Consider the following 20521-nt stretch of genomic DNA (forward strand, 5'->3'; position numbering starts at 1 on the left):
TTGATTTCTAATAATGTGTTTGTGCTTATGCTATTTTGTAAATTTTAGTAATATCTTTCAAAATTTCGTCAAAATTAATTTCTAAGTCGATTAATTTTCCGGAATGAATGTCAAAAATCCAACCATACACTTTTAGGTTTCTTTCGCTATTTGCTTTTTGAACTTCGGCTGTTTTAATCACATTAATACATTGCTCCTGTACATTTAATTCAACTAATCTTTTGTATTTCTCGGATTCGTTAGTAATAGCGTCTAATTCTTGTTGGTGGATACGATACACATCTCTAATGTTTCTCAACCAAGGGTTTAGAATTCCTAAATCAGATTGTTGCATTGCTGCCAATACACCACCACAACCATAATGGCCACAAATTACAATGTGATTTACTTTTAAATGGCTTACCGCATAATTGATAACCGACATTGAGTTCAAGTCGGTATTAGGAACCATATTAGCAATGTTTCGGTGAACAAAAACCTCACCCGGTTGTAAACCCATTACTTCTTCGGCGGTTACACGACTATCTGAACAACCAATATAAAGAATTTCAGGAGCTTGTCCGGCACCTAATTTGTCAAAATAAGTTTCATCTGCTTGCAGTTGTTTCGCAATCCACTTTTTGTTGTTTTCAAAAATTTGTTTGATGTCCATGTTTTGTATTTTTTTTCAAATATAAGGTGTAATTGTAATGTAAAAAAAGAAGACTCTTGTAATCTCACAAAAAAGTCCCATCTTTTTATATTGCTGTATGAAAAGCTGGGTCTTTAGTAGTAGGTAGCAACAATTATAATTGAATTAAAATATATTCAATATAAATTAGCTTTTTATATTCTAAAAACAGGATTATAGTTTGAGCTTTCAGGATATATTTTGCAATCTTTGAACTCAAAAAAAAAGCTATATGAGTAAGACAAAATTAATAATCAATAATAATGGTTCAATAAAAATTGAAGGTGATTTCGAAATTATGGACTGTGATGGAAACGTTTACGGATTAGAAGGAAGAACAGCTTTAGGACTTTGCCGTTGTGGATTATCTTCTAACAAACCTTTTTGTGATGGTTCGCACCGTAATAATTTTACACATGAACCTAAGGCATTTGATTTGCCACCAATGAAAAAATAAAATTTTACATTATACAAAAAAGCTGTATTTCATAATGCAGCTTTTTTGTTTTTAAGACTAGAAAAGAATTTTATCCTTCAATTTTAGCAGAAAGCTCAAACCATCGTTCTTCTTTGGTTTCTATCTTATTGATGATGTTTTCCAGTTCTTTTGCTTTTTTCTCGATGTCTGCATCAGCAATTTTCCCTTCTGAGAATAATTGTTCGATTTTAGTTTTTTCGATTTCTAAATCTTTGATTTCGTGTTCGATTTTTTGATATTCTTTTTGCTCGTTAAAAGACAGATTATTAGTTGGATTTTTTTGTTTCCAATCTTTCTTTTCTGCCTTGTTTTCTTCTTTTTGGGCTACATCAGCACTGTCTTCATAAGCTCTGAAATCAGAATAGTTACCGGGGAAATTTTCGACCACACCCTGACCTCTAAAGATAAATAAGTGATCCACAATTTTATCCATAAAATAACGGTCGTGCGAAACTACTAATAAACAACCAGGGTAATCTAAAAGGAAACTCTCCAATACATTCAAAGTCACGATATCCAAATCGTTCGTCGGTTCATCGAGAATCAAGAAGTTCGGATTCTGAATCAAAACGGTACATAAATACAAACGTTTCAATTCGCCACCACTTAATTTATCTACAAAATCATATTGTTTTTTAGCGTCAAAAAGGAAACGCTCTAACAATTGGGAAGCCGAAATGATTCGTCCTTTTGCTAACGGAATAAATTCTCCGTATTCTTTGATAATGTCAATAACACGTTGTCCGGCTTTAGGATTGATACCACTTTGAGTGTAATATCCTATTTTGATGGTATCGCCTTTAACTACTCTTCCTGAATCCAGCGGTAAAGTTCCCGTTAATAAATTCAGAAAAGTCGATTTTCCGGTTCCATTTTTACCAATAATCCCAATGCGTTCGCCACGTTGAAAATCGAAACTGAAGTTGTCTAAAATAACACGGTCTTTAAATTTTTTCGAAATTTTGTGAAGCTCGATAATCTTACTTCCCATGCGTTCCATGTTGATTTCAAGTTCTACTTTGTTTTCCTTACGGCGACTTTGTGCTTTTTCTTTGATGATGTAAAAATCATCCTGACGCGATTTAGACTTGGTTGTTCTCGCTTTTGGTTGACGACGCATCCATTCTAATTCTTTTACAAATAAGTTTTGGGCTTTATCAATACTGGCGTTTTCAGAAGCAATGCGCTCTTCTTTTTTTTCTAAATAATAAGAGTAATTTCCTTTGTACTGGTATAATTTACCGTTGTCTAATTCTAAAATTTCATTACAAACACGTTCTAAGAAAAAACGGTCGTGCGTAACCATAAACAAAGTGATATTTTCTTTGGCGAAATACGATTCTAACCATTCAATCATTTCTAAATCTAAGTGATTGGTAGGTTCGTCTAGAATCAGTAAATCAGGGCGATTGATTAAGATAATTGCTAATGACAGACGCTTTTTTTGTCCTCCGGAAAGATTTTTTACCTTAAGTTTAAAATCTTCCAGTTTTAATTTAAACAAAATTTGTTTGTATTGGGTTTCAAAATCCCAGGCATTGTGCTGGTCCATAGCGTCAAAAGCTTTTTGATAAGCTTCTTCGTCTTCCGGATTTTCCAATGCTTTTTCGTATTGTTCAATTACTTTTAAGGTTTCATTATCTGAGGCAAAAATGCTTTCTTCAATAGTTAACTCGTCTTGTAAATTATTATCCTGCGATAGAAATGCCATTCTGATTCCTTTTCTTAAAACCACTTGTCCCGTATCAGGTTCGTCTAAACCATTGATAATGCTCATGATTGTGGTTTTTCCAGAGCCGTTTTTGGCTATAAAGGCAATTTTTTGGTCTTTGTTGATTCCAAAAGAAATGTTTTCAAAAAGAGTTCTTTCTCCAAAAGATTTGGATATATTTTCGACAGATAAATAATTCACAGTTGTAATTTTTTTGGCAAAAGTAAACTATTTCATTGATTTGCTACTAGTTTATTGCTTTAGGCTGCGGCTTTTGATTTTGAAGAAACGAATTCAAAAATGGACTTAAATTGATTTCGTGCAGTTTTTGAGGAACGTTTAGGATTGGTTTTAGCTGTAAATGCTCGTTAGTCAGATAATAATGAATACCATCAAATGTAGCGATGCCTTCTATTTGATGAAAGGGGATTTTTAAAAGTATTTTTCGTTTGTTTCCGGATAAAAAATCCGAATCCTTAAAATCATATAAAAGATACAAAAAGGGTTTTCCTTTTTTAGAATAACCGCAAAGTGTAATTAGTTTTTTATCTTCTAAGTAGGTTGCGCCAGTAACCAATCCTCTCACGTTGAGAGTTTCTTTGTATTGAGCAATATGTTTTCCAGGAGTTTTAGGCAATACATAAATATTGGTTTTCTTTTCCTTCCATTGCTTGCTAAACAAATAAATACTGTCTTTAGAAACTATAAAAGCTTCACAATCAAAGTTGGTTTTATTAGGTTTTGCTTGAGAAAAATTAGTTTGATCTGAATAATAAAATGAAATTGTATCAATTATGGGAGCATTCAGTAAGAAAGATTTTTTCTCAATTCTTAAAATATGTAAATCAGTTCGATTGCCTTGATAATTGTTGCCAAAATCACCCACATAAATATAACTGTTGTCCTGTGAAATCTCCTCCCAATCGGTATTGGTTACTTTTTCGAGTTTGATTTTCTTTTGAATTTTCCCGTTGGTGTCTATTCCGTAAATGTAGGTGTCAGTATCATCATTCTGTGTCCATAATAAATTGTCGAAAGTAATCAAGCCAGAGGTTTCTATTAAAGTATCACTTAATTTCAGAGTGAATTCAGGTTTGATTTTGGTTTTTGGATACAGGCAACTTCCGTCATTAATGGTGGCCAGCGGGTTGTAGTTTTTAGAAAGAGGATCGGTACAACCTGAAATTTGTGATTGAATTTGGTTAATTGAAAACAGAAATAGTAATAAGAATACTTTTTTCAATGTGATGCAATAATTTAGGAATTGGTTCTTTATAATACATCAAAAGTAGCGATTTTTGTGGATTGACTATTTAATCATCTCAATTGAGGCTTTCATGTTTTTAAAAAATGACTGTTTTTAGAAGTGAAAAAATTAAAAATAACACTTTTGCGAAGGCGGTTATGTTAAGTAAAGTTAATTTATTGTAAAAAAGACTCTGTTAGAGAACTTATTTTTTTGTCGAATTGGTAAAAAACGATGTGTTTAGGATTTGATTTTTATTAATAAGTAGATTATTATTTTGAAAATGAGTTGCTTGTTATAATTAATATAGGAAAGCTACATTTAATATAATTTATGTTTTAAGAATTTAGTAATTTCGCAAGCAGAAATTAAAAAACTACCTTTTAGGTTAACAATATGGCAAGATTCGAATTAAAGCTTCCGAGAATGGGAGAAAGTGTCGCAGAAGCAACCATTACAAACTGGTTGAAACAAGTAGGCGATAAAATTGAAGCCGATGAGGCAGTGCTGGAAGTTGCTACCGATAAAGTAGATAGTGAAGTACCTAGCGAAGTTTCGGGTGTTTTAGTAGAGCAATTGTTTTCAAAAGATGATTTGGTTGAGGTAGGACAAACTATTGCGATCATTGAGACAGAAGGAGAAGAAGCGGTAGTGGAAGTTGAAATTGAAGAAACAATAGCTCCGGAAATAATTGAAGAAGTAACAAAAACGATAGAAATAGCAAAAGAAACAGTTGCTACTCCTGTAACAATAACTAATTCCGGTTCTGAGAAATTCTTTTCTCCGTTAGTAAAAAATATTGCTGCTGCCGAAGGTATTGGAATGGAAGAATTAGAAAAAATTCCGGGAACAGGAAGTGAAGGCAGAGTGACTAAGAATGATATTTTAGAATATCTGAAAAACAGAACGAATGCGCCTCAGGTTGAAGCTGCAAAAGAAGTTGTTGAGGTTGTTGAGGCAGTTTCTTCAAAATCAGTTGCACCGGTTTCTGTGAGCGGTGGAGACGAAATTATCGAAATGGACAGAATGCGCAAGTTGATTGCGGGTTATATGATTTCTTCCCAACAAACATCTGCTCATGTTTATTCTTTTATAGAAGTGGATATGACCAATATTGTAAAATGGCGTGAAAAGCATAAAAATGAATTTGAGAAAAGAGAAGGTGAAAAGCTGACTTTTACTCCAATTTTTATGGAAGCTGTTGCTAAGGCATTGAAAGATTATCCAGGAATGAATATTTCAGTTGATGGTGATTATATTATTAAAAAGAAAAATATTAATTTAGGTATGGCAGCTGCTTTGCCAAACGGTAATTTGATTGTTCCTGTAATTAAAAATGCAGATCAACTGAATTTGGTAGGTATGGCAAAAGCTGTAAACGATTTAGGAAATCGAGCAAAATTAGGAAAACTAAAACCGGACGAGACTAAAGGAGGGACTTATACCGTAACCAATGTTGGTTCTTTTGGAAGTATTTTTGGAACGCCAATTCTCAATCAGCCGGAAGTGGGGATTTTAGCTTTGGGTGCTATTCGAAAAGTACCGGCGGTAATTGAAACTCCGGAAGGTGATTTTATTGGAATTCGTCAGAAAATGTTTTTAACTCATGGTTATGATCATCGTATTATTGATGGCGCTTTAGGTGGAATGTTTGTGAAACGAGTTGCCGAATATTTAGAGAATTTTGATATTACAAGAACTATTTAGTTTTGAAATTTATATCAGCAAACCCGTCTCGTTTTAAAAACAAGACGGGTTTTCTTTTTTGAACTCTTGTTTAAATCAAACTCAAAACTTTATATTTGTAGCTATATATTATAAAAATGGAATTAAAACTCAATAGACCTATCTGCTTTTTTGATCTTGAAACTACAGGAATTGATATTGGAAAAGACAGAATTGTGGAAATCTCAATATTTAAAGTTTTTCCAAACGGAAATAAAGAAAGCAAAACCTGGCTGGTGAATCCTACGATTCCGATTCCACCGCAAACTACCGCCGTACATGGAATTACTGATGAAAAAGTAGCTAATGAACCTACATTTTCTGAACTGGCTTCTCAGGTTTATAATATGATTAAAGACAGTGATTTGGCTGGATTTAATTCCGATCGATTTGATATTCCGCTTTTGGCAGAAGAATTACTTCGTGCGGGAGTAGATTTTGATATGAAAAACAGAGTTTCTGTTGATGTTCAAACTATTTTTCATAAAATGGAAGAGCGTACTTTAAGTGCTGCTTTAAAGTTTTATTGTGGTAAAAGTTTAGAAAATGCCCATTCGGCAGAAGCGGATACAATAGCTACTTACGAAATATTGAAAGCACAGTTAGACCGTTATCCTGATTTGGAAAACGATATGAAATCCTTGTCTGAATTCACAACCAGAAAAAAAATAGCCGATTTTGCGGGGATGATTTCTTTTGATAAAGATGGAGATGAGATTTTTACTTTTGGGAAACATAAAGGAGTAAAAGTAGATGTCGTTTTAGAGAAAGAACCGGGCTATTTTAGTTGGGTTCAAAATGCTGATTTTCCTTTGTACACTAAAAAGGTATTGACAGCAATAAAATTAAGAAAGTTAAATACGAAATAAGTTTGTAGTTTGTGGTTTATAGTTTGTAGTTCTTTTTAGTAACTCAACAGGGAACCATAAACTAAAAACAATAAACTTGCAAGAATGAAGATAATTTGTATTGGTCGCAATTATGCCAGTCATATTGAAGAATTACAAAATGAGCGTCCAACTGAACCGGTGATTTTTATCAAGCCGGATTCGGCTATATTGCTAAAACAACATCCTTTTGTGATTCCTGAATTTTCAGAAGATGTGCAGCATGAAGTTGAGGTTATTGTTAAGATTAATAAGGTAGGGAAGTATATCGACGCTAAATTTGCTCATAAATATTATGATGAAATAAGTGTGGGGATTGATTTTACTGCCCGGGATTTGCAAAACACCTTAAAGGCAAAAGGTTTGCCTTGGGAAAAAGCAAAAGCTTTTGATGGTTCGGCTGTGATTGGTGATTTTTTACCTAAAGAGCAATTTAGTTCGTTAGAAAATCTTACTTTTGAATTGAAAAATAATAATCAAACTGTTCAGGAAGGTAATGTTAATATGATGTTGTGGAAAATAGATGAGTTAATTGCTTATGTTTCACAATATTTTACATTAAAAATAGGAGATATTATTTTTACGGGAACGCCTAAAGGGGTTGCAAAGGTAGATCCCAACGACGTTTTGGAAGGATATTTAGAAGGACAAAAACTATTTAGAATACAAATAAAATAATGGCTTTAAACTACAACTTAGCAAAAGTATATGCAATCTCAGATAATGATCAAGAGTTTGTAAACGAAATTCTAACCTTGTTTGTAAATGATGTGCCGGAAGATTTGGCGCAAATTAAGGAAGGAATAAAAAAGAAAGATCACAAGCATGCCTATGCTTATGCACATAAAATCAAGCCAACATTAGATTTGTTGGGTATGACGGTAGCTTTTGAGGAAATTCTTCAAGTTGAAGCCTGGACTAAAGAAGAAGGGAAAAGAAAAGATATTGAGCATACTTTTGATAGTATAAAAACTCAGGTTAAAGAGGCAATTAAGGAGATTAAGAAAGACTTCGATTTGTAATTAAATCTTAATTTTTATTCAAAAAAAACACATAGGAATCAACATTCAATTTTTTGGGTGTTGATTTTATTTTATAAGGAACTCAAATTTTCAAAATGATATAATGAAAGCAACCATTGTTACTATAGGAGATGAAATTTTAATAGGTCAAATTATAGATACCAATTCGGGGTTTATTGCAAAATCCCTGGATAAAATAGGGGTAGAAATTCATGAGATGATTTCTATTAGTGATGATAAACAACATATTCTGGATACTTTTGAAAAATTGCAAAACAAAGTCGATTTGGTAATTATTACAGGAGGTTTAGGGCCTACTAAAGATGATGTGACTAAAAAAACATTTTGCGATTATTTTGAAGATGAATTAATTGTGGATCAGGCGGTTTTAAAGCATGTGACACAATTAATTGAAGGTTTTTATAAACGAACCATTACACAAATCAATAAAGATCAGGCGTTAGTTCCATCCCGTTGCACAGTGCTTCATAATCAGGTGGGGACAGCTCCGGGAATGTGGATGAAAAAAGAAAATACGGTTTTTGTTTCGTTACCGGGAGTGCCATTCGAAATGAAATATCTGGTAGAAAATGAAATAATCCCCAAAGTGGTTAAAGAATACAATCGTCCTTATATTATTCATAAAACCATTCTTACGTATGGACAAGGCGAAAGTATGGTGGCGGAACGAATTGAAGATTGGGAAAACAGCTTGCCTGAATTTATCAAGTTGGCTTATTTGCCTGCTCCGGGAAGAGTGCGTTTGCGTCTTTCAGCTAGAGGAAAAGATAAAGAAGCATTGGAGAAAACAATTGATTCTTATGTGGATTCTTTGAGTGAAATCATCAATGATATTATTGTTGGTTTTGAAGAAGATGAAACAATTGAGGTTTTAGTGGGTAAAATGCTGAAAAAACAGCAAAAAACCATTGCAACAGCAGAGAGTTGTACGGGAGGTCAGATAGCCGCGAGTTTGTCATCGGTAGCGGGTGCTTCCAGTTATTTTAAAGGAAGTGTGGTTTCTTATGCAACTGAAACTAAGATAAATGTATTGGGGATTTCTGCTGATTTTATAGAAAAACACTCGGTTGTAAGTGCTGAGGTGGCTACGGCAATGGCTGTAAATGTTAAGAAGCTGATGAATACCGATTATGCACTTGCTACAACTGGAAATGCCGGACCGACAAAAGGAGATGAACAAGCCGAATTAGGAAGTGTTTTTATCGCTTTGGCTACTCCAAATGAGGTAATTGTGGAAGAGTTTAATTTTGGTCAACCACGTGAAAAAGTGATAGATAGAGCGTTGATTAAAAGCTTAGAAATACTAAAGAAAGAAATTTTTAAAAATGTCTTGTAATTTTTTTGTTGGAACCGTTTATTTTTCTTTTCTTTGCACCCTGATTTTGAATAACGAATATAAAATATAAGTATAATGTCAAGAGTTTGTGACCTTACAGGTAAAAGAGCGATGGTAGGAAATAACGTTTCTCACGCTATGAACAAAACTAAGAGAAAGTTTTCTGTGAACTTAGTTAAAAAGCGTTTTTATCTTCCAGAAGAAGATAGATGGATTACTCTTAGAGTAGCAGCATCTACGATAAAAACAATTAATAAAAATGGAATTTCTGCTGTTTTGAAAAAAGCACAGTCAGAAGGATTTATTAAATAATTCTTTTTTCCTAAATAAATATATAGCAAGATGGCAAAGAAAGGTAATAGAATCCAGGTAATTTTAGAATGTACTGAGCATAAAGCTTCAGGTGTTGCAGGTACTTCAAGATACATTACAACTAAGAACAAAAAGAATACTCCAGACAGATTGGAAATTAAAAAATTCAACCCTGTTTTGAAAAAAGTAACTGTTCACAAAGAAATTAAGTAATAATTAGAAATTTTGATAGAATCTCAATTGATTTCATAAGGGGTTTATTAAAATTAAAATAACATTTGAATCATGGCAAAGAAAACCGTAGCATCGTTACAAACTTCTTCAAAGAGATTATCAAAAGCCATTAAAATGGTTAAATCTCCAAAAACCGGCGCATATACTTTCGTAGAAACTATCGTTGCACCTGAATTAGTTGATGAATTCTTGAAAAAGAAATAATTCATAAAAGCATATATAGAAAAGCTACTTTCTTCAGGAAGTAGCTTTTTTATTTTCTATATTTACTCTTTGAAAGTGGTATTGGTATTTATTTGCTAATACTCTTGTTATTAATACTGTATATACGATGAGTTTTTTTAAAAGAATATTTTCTACAGAGAAAAAGGACCCGAGCATAAGCGAACAGGCGAAGCAAACCTTAGATAAAGGTTTGGAAAAAACAAAAACTACTTTCTTTTCTAAATTAAGTAAAGCAATAGTAGGGAAGTCTAAGGTTGATGATGATGTTTTGGATAACCTGGAAGAAATTCTGGTTTCTTCTGATGTAGGTGTTGATACTACTTTAAAAATAATAACCCGTATAGAAAAACGCGTTTCTGAAGACAAATATTTAGGAACTTCAGAACTGAATCAAATTCTACAAGAAGAAATTGCAGCTTTGCTATCAGAAACTAATACTGGTGAAGCAACTGAATTTGTGATTCCTGTTAATGTAAAACCTTATGTTTTAATGGTTGTTGGTGTTAACGGAGTTGGAAAAACAACTACTATTGGAAAATTGGCTTACCAATTTAAAAAACAAGGTTACAAAGTAGTTCTTGGGGCAGCCGATACTTTTAGAGCTGCTGCTATCGACCAATTGCAAATTTGGGCTGATAGAGTTGATGTGCCAATAGTAAGACAGAATATGGGTTCTGATCCGGCTTCTGTGGCTTTTGATACGCTACAATCAGCAGTGGCTCAAGATGCTGATATTGTAATTATTGACACTGCAGGACGTTTGCATAACAAAGTTAATTTGATGAATGAATTATCTAAAGTAAAACGCGTAATGCAAAAAGTAGTTGCCGATGCACCTCATGATGTATTATTGGTTCTTGATGGTTCAACTGGTCAAAATGCTTTTGAACAAGCCAAACAATTTACAGCAGCAACCGAAGTAACTTCATTAGCTGTGACTAAATTAGACGGTACTGCTAAAGGTGGTGTTGTTATTGGTATTTCGGATCAATTCCAAATTCCTGTAAAATACATTGGTGTTGGTGAAGGTATTGAAGATTTACAAGTCTTTAATAAATATGAATTTGTAGATTCTTTCTTTAAATAACAAAGATATGATTAAGAATATAGCTCCGATTTATCTGTATATGATAAGTGTGGTTTGTTTTGTGATAGCTAATATGGTTAGAGATCAATTATTGACGCTGTATTATATTCTATTAGTAATAGGTGTTGTATTATGTATTTTGGGTTTTAAAAATAGAATTCAAAATAAATCTTAATTCTTACTGATACAAGGCATTAATTTTTTGCCATAATTCATTGTCAAATCCAGATAAAGCAAATGAAGGATTGTCTGTGTTTGCTGCTTCTCCCATTCGTACAACTACCATTTTTTTACTTGGAATGACATAGATTTTCTGATCGTTTTTTCCTAAAGCCATAAACATGTCGTTTGGTCCATTTGGAATGATACTTCCTGGAAATTGCAATTGAGTTTGTGGTAAATGGTAAGAACTTTTTCCGTTCAACCACCATAAATAACCGTATCCAAGATTAATGTTTTGGGAAGTTGTGGTAGCTGCATTGAAAAAAGCTTCATTTAAAATAGTGTTATTTTTCCATTTACCTTTGTTTAACATCAGTAAACCAAAGCGAGCCATACTTCTGGTGGTACTGAAATAAACAATATTGTTGTCTAGAGTTAACCAACTTCCATTCATTCCAATTTTATCTCTCAATTTTGTATTAAAATAATTCGCCCAGGTTTGTCCTGTAGCCTGAGCAATAACATCTTGCAATTTTACATATACATTATGATACGCCCAGCGTGTTCCTGCATCAGCTTTGTAGGTTAGGCTCGACGGAGAAACATCATCGCCATTGGCAATATCTTCAATTCCTGAAGTCATACTGAGTAAGTTTTTGCAAGTAATCAGGTTTTCTTTTGCTAAAGTTTCAGATGTCCATCCAGTGCCAATATAATCAGAAACTTTGTTGTTAATATTGATGAAACCCTCCTGTTCGGCAATACCTGTAACTGTTGAAGTCAGGGTTTTTCCGGCACTAGCCCAATACCAATTAGTGGTTGCTGAATGTCCATTGAAATAATTTTCCATGACAATGCGTCCGTTGACTAAGATCATAAAAGATTTAGAATGTTTAAGCTCTAAATAATCTAATAAGGGCTGGACTGCTTCCTGTTTCCATCCTAAATTAGCAATAGATTTGGTTTCCCAATTAGTTCCTGCCAGTGGAGGGAAGTAGAGGTTTTCTGTAGTATTTGAAGAAGAATTTTCAGGACTGCAATTTACAAGCAAGAAAAGACCTAGGATGCTAAGTATGATTTTAGACATGATTTTAGGGTATTGGTTCTAACTACTTTAAGACTAAAAATATAGAAAATAGTTTAAGTTGGTTTTGATTTTTTTATCAAAGTTAACTTTAATAAAGCTAACTTTGTTGTCGAAATAAAATCAGTTTTTATATTACTTTCGCTTCGTTTTGTAAAGGTTATAATTAAATAATTTAAGATGAAAAATGCTCTGAAAATTCTTTTTGTATGCTTGCTTTTTGTGTCATGCCAACAAAAAATTACTCCTGAAGATATTGGTAAATTGAATGGATATTGGGAAATTGAGAAGGTGAGTTTTAAGGAAGGAGAGGATAAGGAATACAAGATGAATGAGAATTTTGATTTTTTTAAAATAGATGGAAATCAAGGGATTCGAAGAAAAGTAAGACCGCAATTTGACGGTACTTTTTTATTTAATGACGATTATGAAAAAGTGAATGTACGATTTACCGAAAATCATGTTTATTTAGATTATACAACAGCTTATGCTAAATGGAGCGAAGAATTAGTGAGTATTTCAGATGATGAAATGCTGATTAAGAATAATCAAAATAAAGAATATCAATATAAAAAAGCAGGACCAATAAATTTACTGGAAGATGGCGAAAAGACTAAATAACGAAAGTACGATAGGTGATGTTTTGAAGCAAATTATTCAGACCAATAAACTACAGTCAGGAATGGACGGAATTAACGTAAAAGAGGCCTGGCAAAATTTGATGGGAAACGGCGTAAACAGTTACACCCGTAATGTGGTTTTAAAAGGCAGTACTTTGTATGTGGAGTTAACATCATCAGTATTGCGGGAAGAATTAAGCCACGGAAAATCCAAAATTGTTGCGATGATTAATGAAGAATTGCGTCGTGATGTGGTGAAAGAGGTAGTTTTGAGATAATGATTTTAGATTGTTGATTAACGATTTTTGATTTAAGATGTTGGATAAAATAATAAATCCAGTCTCGTTTTTTAGAACGAGACTGGATTTATTATTTTATAGATTTTTTAATCTGCTTTTTGCAAACTGAAATTTGCGTTCTAAACACTAAAATTCTTCTCTAGTAGCAAAATGAAAAGCACTTTCGATAGCAGCATTTTCATCACTATCAGAACCGTGAACTGCATTTTCTCCCATTGAAGTAGCATATAATTTGCGAATAGTTCCTTCGGCTGCATCTGCCGGATTTGTAGCACCAATAAGTGTTCTGAAATCTACAACAGCATTTTCTTTTTCTAATATAGCAGCAACAATTGGGCCGCTAGACATGAATTCTACCAGTTCTCCATAGAAAGGTCTTGCTGCGTGAACAGCATAAAAAGCTTGTGCATCAGTTACTGTAAGTTGGGTTAATTTTAGAGATACAATTCTAAATCCTGCATTTGTAATCATTGCAAGTATGTTTCCAATGTGTCCGTTAGCGACAGCATCGGGTTTAATCATGGTAAAGGTTCTGTTGGTTATCATTGTAAATTTCTTTTTTTATAAAAGTAGTTTTTTTAAAATGTAAAGCACTTTGATTTTGCAATAAATGCGTCATAAATACTGCTTTTTTTGTTAAATTTTAAAATACAATGATGTTAAAATGTTGTTCCAGAGGCTTAAGCTGTTCGAATAGTTTGCTAATCAAATGTTCGCCACTTTCTATATAGAATTCAGAAAAATTGGCTTGTCGTTCCTGTAAGCTTTGATTTGGAAATAATTCGTTTTGCAAATCGATGATGCGTGTCAAGGTATCTTTTAGCTTTATTTTTTCGGCTTTAAGCAAACGTTTTTCCAGTTTTTCAAGACCTTTCAGTTGTTTTACCTCCTGTGCTTTTACTGCTCCGGCAAAAGAAGGATCTGTTTTTGTTGTAATCTCGTTCAGGATATCGAATTGTGTTTTTAACTGTTCTTTTAGGTGTGACAAATCGATATCTATTTCTGATAATATCTGGGCTTTGTTGTTTACTAAATCAGCTTGTTTGGTGAATAAGTCGTTCCAACTAAGATTTAATTTATTTGCTTTTTTAATTTGTTTTTCACTGGCCAAAAGAACCGAATTACGAACTAAAAGTATTGGAAAGCTCACTTTTACCGCATCAAAAAAAGATTTTAATTCAAGCCAATAAGCGATTTCTCCGCCTCCGCCAATGTAGCAAAGATTAGGCAGGATTACTTCCTGATACAAAGGACGCATAATTACATTAGGGCTGAATTTTTCAGGATTGCTTTCCAAAAGTTTTAGAATTTCAATTTCAGAAAACTCAATTTTAGTATTGTTTACTTTGAAATTTCCATTTTCGAAAATAATTCGTTCTCGCAAATTATCTTCGATGTAGAACAAATTGATTTCTCTTGGATTTACCTGAACCGAATATTCCTTTAAATTTTCGATAGTTTCCAGTACTTTCTTGTGAGCGGTTTGATTCAATAATTCCTCTTTAATATAAGGTGCGAAATTCTTTTTCAAATCAGCATCATCGGCATCTATGATAACTAATCCATGTGTACCAAACAAAGCATTAGCTAAATAACGGGTTGCGTCAGCCAAATTAGAATGATTTAAATAAGCTCCTTCGAATAATTTTTTTAAGGTTTCGGCATTGGTGCTGTGTCCTAATTCCTGTTCGAAAATTTCGAAAAAATCATCTAAACCTTTGGTAGATAATCGTCCTACAGGTCCTGAACTAGCTGCGTTCCAACGAAATTTTCGTCCTTTAAAATTAAAGTAATTGATTTCTTCAAAATCGTGGTCTTCGGTTGCCATCCAATAAACGGGTACAAAATTATAAGCAGGGTATTTTACTTTTAATTCGGTTGTTAAATTGATTACAGAGATAATTTTGTATAGAAAATACAAAGGACCGGAAAACAAATTTAATTGATGTCCGGTAGTTACTGTAAAAGTGTTGTTGACTTTTAAAGATTCTATATTTTGCTGGGTTAGATGCGAAATTTCAATTCCGGCATATTGTTTTTGCAGAACAGAAACTAAGCTCGCTCTATGGCTATTATTAAAATTATTCTGTTTTTCGACTATTTGTGCTTCGAAGTTTTCAAATGTTGGAAACCGATTATATAAGGATTGTAACTTTGGATTTTGGTCTAAATAATCATTCATCAAAGGAGAGAAATATCCTGATTTTTGATAGCTGATACAGTCGTTGGGCATGTTTGAATTTGTTTTGAGTAAAATTACCAAAAAATATTGGAACTAAATATTTGTGGCATTCAAAAATAAGGAGGACTTTTGCAAGATTTTAAACCTAATTTCTTGATGATGAACGAACAGTCAACTAAAATAAATTCTTTAAAACACGTACTTTTTGGTAGTTTGATTGGAACAACCATAGAGTTTTTTGACTTCTATATTTTTGCCAACGCAGCTGTTTTGGTTTTTCCGCAATTGTTTTTCCCGGGAACCGATAGTACTACTTCTACTTTAGAATCTTTGGCGACTTTTTCTATTGCTTTTTTATCCAGACCTTTAGGTTCAGCTGTTTTTGGGCATTATGGAGATAAGGTAGGACGAAAAGTTACTTTGGTTGTTGCTTTGTTAACTATGGGGATTTCGACAGTGAGTATTGGTTTTTTACCAAGTTATGCCAGTATTGGTATCGCTGCTCCTTTGTTATTGATGTTGTGCCGATTTGGACAAGGTGTTGGATTAGGAGGCGAATGGGGCGGAGCTGTTTTATTGGCAATCGAAAATGCACCACCTAACAAACGTGCTTGGTACGGAATGTTTCCACAATTAGGAGCACCGATAGGTTTGCTACTTTCGGGAGGTACGTTTTTATTGCTAACCGATAACATGAGTAGTGCTGATTTTATGGATTATGGTTGGAGAATTCCATTTATTGCCAGTTCACTTTTAGTAATCGTAGGTTTTTATATTCGATTAAAAATTACCGAAACTCCGGCATTTGAGAATTCGAAAGAAGAACAAAAAGAGGTAAAAGTTCCTTTTTTAACTTTGATAAAATCGTATAAGAATCAGTTGATTTTTGGAACATTTGCTGCAATTACAACATTCTTAGTATTTTATTTAATGACCGTATTTACGTTGAGTTGGGCAACTTCCGATTTGGGATTTACTAAAAGAGATGCTTTGTTAATTCAGTTGTTTTCGGTGTTGTTTTTTGCTCTTTTTATTCCAATTTCTGCTTTGGTAGCAGATAAAATCGGAAGAAGGAAAATGTTGATTTACACCACAATTGCGATTGCTATTTTTGGATTTTTCTTCTCTTATTTTCTTAATTCAGGAAGTACGGTTTTAGTGACTGCTTTTGTTTGTATGGGAATGTCTTTGATGGGATTCACTTATGGACCACTGGGAACTTTCTTGTCTGAATTGTTTCCTACAACCGTTCGTTATTCAGGAGCATCATTAACTTTTAATATGGCAGGAATCCTTGGAGCAGCTTTTGCCCCTATGGTCGCTATTTGGTTAGCATCTACTTATAGTTTGACTTATGTAGGTTTGTATCTCACTATTGCAGCTTGTATTTCATTGATTTCATTATTGGTGATTAGTAAAGAGGAACATAAGTTTTAAAATGGTTTTAATTCATAACCAAAAGGTCTTCTGTAAAATTTCAGAAGACCTTTTGTTTTTAAAATATTGTGTTATTATCAATGTACTTCAACGCTATTTGCTATGTTTGTTCTTCTTGTAATTTTCTAAACTTTTTGATTTACTACAATTTGTGAATCCGCTATTTTTCTATCCGTATATAAAACGACATCTTTTATTACTGATTTTTGAATTGCGGAGATTAATGTTTCCATTAATGTAAAGTTAGGTTGGTTATTTTGAGAAGGAAGTTGTATTTTAGTTTTATTCATTGCAACTCTGTTAAATTTTGTACCATAATCATATTGATTTGATGTTGCAACCCTGCAAGCAGTAATTATAGCACTTGCAATTTGGTCATTAAAATTTGTAAATTTCGGAGTTAAATGTTGAATATGAGAATAACCAATGAAAGCATTTTTTTGATAAAACATTGTGTCTGCTCCTAGTGTTGTATCAGAACAAGTAATAGTATTACCATTGTTAATTGGCTCTAATTTTGAAAATCCCATAACTCCATTATCAGTAGATGAGTTTGAAATTAGTGGTGTTTTACCATATTCAGATATTATTTGATGATTTTTCAAACGATAATATTTTGTGGGATTTATTGTAAACAAGTCGCCTAGTTTGTACTCAAACCATTCAATTTTTCCTTTTTCAAAATCATTTAATGCTTGTAATTCCTTTTCTGTTAAAGTATAATCTTTTAATTGTGAAGCTAATAAATAAGTATCTAGTATTTTTAAATGTTCTTTTTCAAGTTGTGTTATAAAACTGTCCATAAAGTCAAAATCTATTTCTTTGTTTTTGGTTGGTAGCTTTATAATTGTGTTTTTTAATTCAATTTTAGTTGCTTTATTATTATAGGAATATTTGCTTTTTATTACATTGTCAATTGAGGCAATTATAAACATTTGATTTGTTTTATTTAATTTTTCGCATTGCAAAACACTTGTTGCACCGTGCCCATCTTTTAAATAAAAAGGTGATTCTACATAAACAATATTTTGATTGTTTGAATGTATTAATATAGTTGGCTTTCCGTTTATGTTATTTAAAACATTGTTTGTGAGCTGATTGTATGAAATTATTCCGTTGTTAGTTGTGGCTTGACCATAAAACGGATAACTCAATTCTGTTTCATCTTTTAATTCATCTAATTTTAAAGGGTCAATTTCTTTTTGTTGTTGCCAATTTAAAACATCTTCAATTTTGAATTCGCCCCACTCAACTTTTTGTAGTTTTTCGTTAAGTAGGGAATCTACTTTCCCAAGTCTCTATTTTCAATATTTTGTTGTTTTAAAATTGTTGAAACTTCCCACGCTAAGTAATCGGAAACGGTTTTTTTGAAATCTTGTAGTGTTGGTTTTTCATCTTGTGGTGCTAATTGGTTCCAATCTGCTCCGTTTTTTGGGTCTATGGTGGCTTCGTGGTATTCTTTATTGGTAAAAATATTAAGTTTGCTTTTGCCAAAACGAACCAAGTTTACTAATTCTTCATAGCGTTGTTTTGCTTGGTTGGTATCTTTAAGGTTATTACTGGTTTTTTTGCGGTTGGTTCTTGTGTAGCCGTCATTTGAAAAATCTATAAATTTTACCATTTCGTCTTTATGGTGTTTTTCATTTACTTTGAAAACATATATGTTGGTTTGTACGCTTGCTTTGCCTATAAAAATATCTACTGGCATCTTGATACTTGCTAAAAGTGTGTGTTTTTCTAAAATTCGTTTGGTATACTCTTTGGCTCTACCTGAACCTGCGGAGTTTTGAATAATAATAGCAGCGTATCCTTTATTCATCATATTTAATGCTTTTTCGACGAAATTCATTCCATTTCCGTCTGATGAATATGGTGGATTAAGTATAAAAGCATCAGCAGGAAATTTACTGTTTGTTTTACCAAAACCGTAATTTCCGTCGAAATCTAGCAATGAATCTTTATTTAAAATGTTTGAACTTCCGTCACCCATTAAAATCATATTAAGAATTGCTAACATATAAACGCTAGAAAGCAACTCTAAACCAAGTAATTGCTCGGCTTTGATTTTTATTTCTTTTTGAGTTAATTCTTCTGGCGATGTTATGGTGTTTTTGGCATCGTTTAGCATTTCGTTCATTGCTGAAACCAGTAAACCAGCTGAACCTGTGGCAAAATCCCAAACATAGGAATCTTTATTAACACGAGCCAGTTTTACTAAAAGATTGGAAACATAAGATGGTGTAAGTACGACATCGTTTAGTTTGTCTTGCGAAAAACCTAACCAGCCATACATTTCGTTAAATAGCTTTCCTGTAAAATCAGTTGTTAAACCTATTTTGTAGTATATGCCTAAATCGTCTACTATTTTTGTAAATACTCTTTTTAGTTGGCTTTCACCATTTTGAATTTTATTTATGTTTTCTGTAGTAAGCGTATTTTGTAAAGTGCGAAGTATTAGATTTTTCTTTTCTTCGGGAATTTCTTTTGCATCTAAAAATGCTTTTATTTTCCGTACTATAATATCGCCATCTGTATTGCCAATTTCAACAGAAGATTTAAAATCGGTTTTTTCGAGGGGTGCCACTTTACCTGGAATACCTAGTGTTGCAATAATTGAAGCAGCAACAAGATATACTCGGTCATTTTCTCCTAATCCTTTTTCGTTGTCATAAATGTCGTGATTAAGTTTTCGTAAGCTGGTATCAATTTCTTTTTCTCGTTTTTCTTTTAATTTATCAATTTCTTCTTGTGATAATTTTAATGTTTTTACTTTTTCGATAAAAACATCAAAATTAGCAGATGCTAAAAAAGAAAAATCTGAAAATTCACCTACTTTCTGACCAATACCAAAATTGGTTTTTGAAACAAAGTACACTCCAATTTGATGTTTGATATTTCCAGTTTCGTCCTTATAACCTGTCATTCCGATTGCTATAATGTCGGTATAACTTGTATGATGTAAAATTGCATTCGCATAATGCACCGCTCCGTTTACTGCAAATGAATTGATGTTTTTAAAATTTGGTTCGTTCTTAGCGGTTTTGTTTTCTACTTGATGGTTTGCATCCAGTTTTACCAAACTATTTTTGTAACCCTTGTACTCAATAAGGATAGGATAGTAGTTTAATTTTTTGTCTTGCAACAGAATTTTTGCATCTACACGATTTCCACCTACACCACCATTTTTAGAATAATAATCAGAAAGTGCTTTGTCAATTTCAGTATTTACTGATTCTTGCTCTAGTTTATATGGTAACTTATATTTTTTTAGCCATCCATTAGCTAAATCTGCAATATTGGGTTCTACTGATTGTGTCATTTTTTTTATTATACCGAATTTCTTCAAATGTAAAAATAAAAACGGTTGTAAACAATCGATTGAATGCAATCTGTTAAAAGCAATCTTGGCATCATAAATTTATCTTATGAAAAGGATAAGAAAAACAGAAATTCCACAAGCTGTTATTGAACTGGGTAATAGGATAAAAGATATTATTAAAGAGAAAAATCTTGTATCTAAAAACGTGGCATATGATGCAGGACTAGATGTGGAAAATTTGAGAAAATACATTAAGGGAATCCAAGAAATGAAGATTTCCACAATGTTGAAAATAGCATCGGCTCTTGAAGTTGAACCATCAGAATTAATAAAAGGTTTAAAAATCGATTTTGAAAAATAGAGCTTTCTTAAAACTCCTGTTATTCTTTACAAAAATCTGCAAATATGAATGATTTAAACTCCTTGCTATTGGAGTGTTTTTTTAAATCAATAAATCATTTATT

The 20521-nt window shown here is 32.6% G+C and carries 22 protein-coding genes; 14 read left to right on the top strand and 8 right to left on the bottom strand.

What is annotated here, in order from left to right; translation table 11 throughout:
* Positions 1-25: 25 nt before the first annotated feature.
* Complete coding sequence (locus tag FDM27_RS11940) at positions 26-652, bottom strand: carbonic anhydrase (RefSeq protein WP_071183461.1); 627 nt, start codon at positions 650-652, stop codon at positions 26-28.
* 250 nt (positions 653-902) lie between these two features.
* Between FDM27_RS11940 and FDM27_RS11945 the strand changes: the two genes are divergently transcribed.
* The gene (locus FDM27_RS11945; RefSeq protein WP_140486749.1) at positions 903-1127 is read left to right on the top strand and encodes a CDGSH iron-sulfur domain-containing protein; all 225 of its coding nucleotides are present in this window, start codon (positions 903-905) and stop codon (positions 1125-1127) included.
* A 70-nt stretch (positions 1128-1197) separates the two neighbouring features.
* Here the strand turns inward: FDM27_RS11945 and FDM27_RS11950 are convergent, their stop codons facing one another.
* Together FDM27_RS11950 and FDM27_RS11955 are read right to left on the bottom strand one after the other, a co-directional pair.
* Positions 1198-3060, bottom strand: a complete 1863-nt coding sequence (locus FDM27_RS11950; protein ID WP_140486751.1) for an ABC-F family ATP-binding cassette domain-containing protein — start codon at positions 3058-3060, stop codon at positions 1198-1200.
* 46 nt (positions 3061-3106) lie between these two features.
* Positions 3107-4102: a T9SS C-terminal target domain-containing protein gene (locus FDM27_RS11955; protein WP_140486753.1), complete on the bottom strand. Its 996-nt coding sequence runs from the start codon at positions 4100-4102 to the stop codon at positions 3107-3109.
* A gap of 399 nt (positions 4103-4501) precedes the next feature.
* Here FDM27_RS11955 and FDM27_RS11960 point away from each other — a divergent pair, with 399 nt between their 5' ends.
* The 9 genes from FDM27_RS11960 to ftsY all read left to right on the top strand — a co-directional run bounded on the left by FDM27_RS11960 (position 4502) and on the right by ftsY (position 10954).
* Entirely contained in the window at positions 4502-5812 is a 1311-nt protein-coding gene (locus FDM27_RS11960) for a dihydrolipoamide acetyltransferase family protein (protein WP_140486755.1), read from the top strand.
* A gap of 116 nt (positions 5813-5928) precedes the next feature.
* Entirely contained in the window at positions 5929-6699 is a 771-nt protein-coding gene (locus FDM27_RS11965) for a 3'-5' exonuclease (protein ID WP_071183455.1), read from the top strand.
* An 84-nt stretch (positions 6700-6783) separates the two neighbouring features.
* Positions 6784-7395 carry a fumarylacetoacetate hydrolase family protein gene (locus FDM27_RS11970; RefSeq protein ID WP_140486758.1) on the top strand — a complete coding sequence of 204 codons (612 nt, stop codon included), beginning with the start codon at positions 6784-6786 and terminating at the stop codon, positions 7393-7395.
* The gene (locus FDM27_RS11975; RefSeq protein WP_128194055.1) at positions 7395-7739 is read left to right on the top strand and encodes an Hpt domain-containing protein; all 345 of its coding nucleotides are present in this window, start codon (positions 7395-7397) and stop codon (positions 7737-7739) included. Before FDM27_RS11970 ends, FDM27_RS11975 begins: the two co-directional genes overlap by 1 nt.
* Positions 7740-7842: 103 nt before the next feature.
* A complete protein-coding gene (locus tag FDM27_RS11980) occupies positions 7843-9096 on the top strand; it encodes a competence/damage-inducible protein A (RefSeq protein ID WP_140486761.1) in 1254 nt (417 codons plus the stop codon).
* 75 nt (positions 9097-9171) lie between these two features.
* Positions 9172-9408 (top strand): 50S ribosomal protein L28, encoded by a 237-nt coding sequence (gene rpmB, locus FDM27_RS11985; protein ID WP_007805815.1) that lies wholly within the window; start codon positions 9172-9174, stop codon positions 9406-9408.
* A gap of 30 nt (positions 9409-9438) precedes the next feature.
* Entirely contained in the window at positions 9439-9621 is a 183-nt protein-coding gene (gene rpmG / locus FDM27_RS11990) for a 50S ribosomal protein L33 (RefSeq protein ID WP_035660223.1), read from the top strand.
* Positions 9622-9693: 72 nt separating this feature from the next.
* Positions 9694-9846 (top strand): DUF4295 domain-containing protein, encoded by a 153-nt coding sequence (locus FDM27_RS11995; protein ID WP_081824680.1) that lies wholly within the window; start codon positions 9694-9696, stop codon positions 9844-9846.
* Between the two features lie 127 nt (positions 9847-9973).
* Positions 9974-10954 carry a signal recognition particle-docking protein FtsY gene (gene ftsY, locus FDM27_RS12000; protein WP_071183452.1) on the top strand — a complete coding sequence of 327 codons (981 nt, stop codon included), beginning with the start codon at positions 9974-9976 and terminating at the stop codon, positions 10952-10954.
* 178 nt (positions 10955-11132) lie between these two features.
* Here the strand turns inward: ftsY and FDM27_RS12005 are convergent, their stop codons facing one another.
* The gene (locus FDM27_RS12005) at positions 11133-12203 is read right to left on the bottom strand and encodes a serine hydrolase domain-containing protein (RefSeq protein WP_140486763.1); all 1071 of its coding nucleotides are present in this window, start codon (positions 12201-12203) and stop codon (positions 11133-11135) included.
* A 177-nt stretch (positions 12204-12380) separates the two neighbouring features.
* On the opposite strand from FDM27_RS12005, the gene FDM27_RS12010 reads away from it, so the two are divergent.
* Positions 12381-12821 (top strand): hypothetical protein, encoded by a 441-nt coding sequence (locus tag FDM27_RS12010; RefSeq protein WP_140486765.1) that lies wholly within the window; start codon positions 12381-12383, stop codon positions 12819-12821.
* Entirely contained in the window at positions 12802-13098 is a 297-nt protein-coding gene (locus FDM27_RS12015; RefSeq protein ID WP_140486767.1) for a DUF721 domain-containing protein, read from the top strand. Before FDM27_RS12010 ends, FDM27_RS12015 begins: the two co-directional genes overlap by 20 nt.
* A 147-nt stretch (positions 13099-13245) precedes the next feature.
* Here the strand turns inward: FDM27_RS12015 and FDM27_RS12020 are convergent, their stop codons facing one another.
* Positions 13246-13665 carry a nucleoside-diphosphate kinase gene (locus tag FDM27_RS12020; protein WP_140486769.1) on the bottom strand — a complete coding sequence of 140 codons (420 nt, stop codon included), beginning with the start codon at positions 13663-13665 and terminating at the stop codon, positions 13246-13248.
* A gap of 97 nt (positions 13666-13762) precedes the next feature.
* The gene (gene bshC / locus FDM27_RS12025) at positions 13763-15352 is read right to left on the bottom strand and encodes a bacillithiol biosynthesis cysteine-adding enzyme BshC (RefSeq protein WP_140486771.1); all 1590 of its coding nucleotides are present in this window, start codon (positions 15350-15352) and stop codon (positions 13763-13765) included.
* A 78-nt stretch (positions 15353-15430) separates the two neighbouring features.
* Between bshC and FDM27_RS12030 the strand changes: the two genes are divergently transcribed.
* Positions 15431-16738, top strand: a complete 1308-nt coding sequence (locus tag FDM27_RS12030) for an MFS transporter (RefSeq protein ID WP_255510524.1) — start codon at positions 15431-15433, stop codon at positions 16736-16738.
* A gap of 125 nt (positions 16739-16863) precedes the next feature.
* Here the strand turns inward: FDM27_RS12030 and FDM27_RS12035 are convergent, their stop codons facing one another.
* Positions 16864-17892, bottom strand: coding sequence for a restriction endonuclease (locus FDM27_RS12035; RefSeq protein ID WP_140486773.1), 1029 nt, complete (start codon positions 17890-17892; stop codon positions 16864-16866).
* Between the two features lie 128 nt (positions 17893-18020).
* A complete protein-coding gene (locus tag FDM27_RS12040) occupies positions 18021-20057 on the bottom strand; it encodes a class I SAM-dependent DNA methyltransferase (protein ID WP_140486775.1) in 2037 nt (678 codons plus the stop codon).
* Positions 20058-20163: 106 nt separating this feature from the next.
* On the opposite strand from FDM27_RS12040, the gene FDM27_RS12045 reads away from it, so the two are divergent.
* Positions 20164-20418, top strand: a complete 255-nt coding sequence (locus FDM27_RS12045; RefSeq protein ID WP_140486777.1) for a helix-turn-helix domain-containing protein — start codon at positions 20164-20166, stop codon at positions 20416-20418.
* Positions 20419-20521 lie beyond the last annotated feature (103 nt).

The sequence above is a fragment of the Flavobacterium sp. GSA192 genome (assembly GCF_006386525.1).
Taxonomy (GTDB): domain Bacteria; phylum Bacteroidota; class Bacteroidia; order Flavobacteriales; family Flavobacteriaceae; genus Flavobacterium; species Flavobacterium commune.

Coding starts and splice junctions, on each gene's coding strand:
- FDM27_RS11970 (WP_140486758.1), top strand. CDS start 6,784: ATGAAGATAATTTGTATTGGTCGCAATTATGCCAGTCATATTGAAGAA.
- FDM27_RS11975 (WP_128194055.1), top strand. CDS start 7,395: ATGGCTTTAAACTACAACTTAGCAAAAGTATATGCAATCTCAGATAAT.
- FDM27_RS11945 (WP_140486749.1), top strand. CDS start 903: ATGAGTAAGACAAAATTAATAATCAATAATAATGGTTCAATAAAAATT.
- rpmG (WP_035660223.1), top strand. CDS start 9,439: ATGGCAAAGAAAGGTAATAGAATCCAGGTAATTTTAGAATGTACTGAG.
- ftsY (WP_071183452.1), top strand. CDS start 9,974: ATGAGTTTTTTTAAAAGAATATTTTCTACAGAGAAAAAGGACCCGAGC.
- FDM27_RS11965 (WP_071183455.1), top strand. CDS start 5,929: ATGGAATTAAAACTCAATAGACCTATCTGCTTTTTTGATCTTGAAACT.
- FDM27_RS11995 (WP_081824680.1), top strand. CDS start 9,694: ATGGCAAAGAAAACCGTAGCATCGTTACAAACTTCTTCAAAGAGATTA.
- FDM27_RS12040 (WP_140486775.1), bottom strand. CDS start 20,057: ATGACACAATCAGTAGAACCCAATATTGCAGATTTAGCTAATGGATGG.
- rpmB (WP_007805815.1), top strand. CDS start 9,172: ATGTCAAGAGTTTGTGACCTTACAGGTAAAAGAGCGATGGTAGGAAAT.
- FDM27_RS12020 (WP_140486769.1), bottom strand. CDS start 13,665: ATGATAACCAACAGAACCTTTACCATGATTAAACCCGATGCTGTCGCT.
- FDM27_RS11980 (WP_140486761.1), top strand. CDS start 7,843: ATGAAAGCAACCATTGTTACTATAGGAGATGAAATTTTAATAGGTCAA.
- FDM27_RS12005 (WP_140486763.1), bottom strand. CDS start 12,203: ATGTCTAAAATCATACTTAGCATCCTAGGTCTTTTCTTGCTTGTAAAT.
- bshC (WP_140486771.1), bottom strand. CDS start 15,352: ATGCCCAACGACTGTATCAGCTATCAAAAATCAGGATATTTCTCTCCT.
- FDM27_RS12010 (WP_140486765.1), top strand. CDS start 12,381: ATGAAAAATGCTCTGAAAATTCTTTTTGTATGCTTGCTTTTTGTGTCA.
- FDM27_RS12015 (WP_140486767.1), top strand. CDS start 12,802: ATGGCGAAAAGACTAAATAACGAAAGTACGATAGGTGATGTTTTGAAG.
- FDM27_RS12045 (WP_140486777.1), top strand. CDS start 20,164: ATGAAAAGGATAAGAAAAACAGAAATTCCACAAGCTGTTATTGAACTG.
- FDM27_RS11960 (WP_140486755.1), top strand. CDS start 4,502: ATGGCAAGATTCGAATTAAAGCTTCCGAGAATGGGAGAAAGTGTCGCA.
- FDM27_RS11940 (WP_071183461.1), bottom strand. CDS start 652: ATGGACATCAAACAAATTTTTGAAAACAACAAAAAGTGGATTGCGAAA.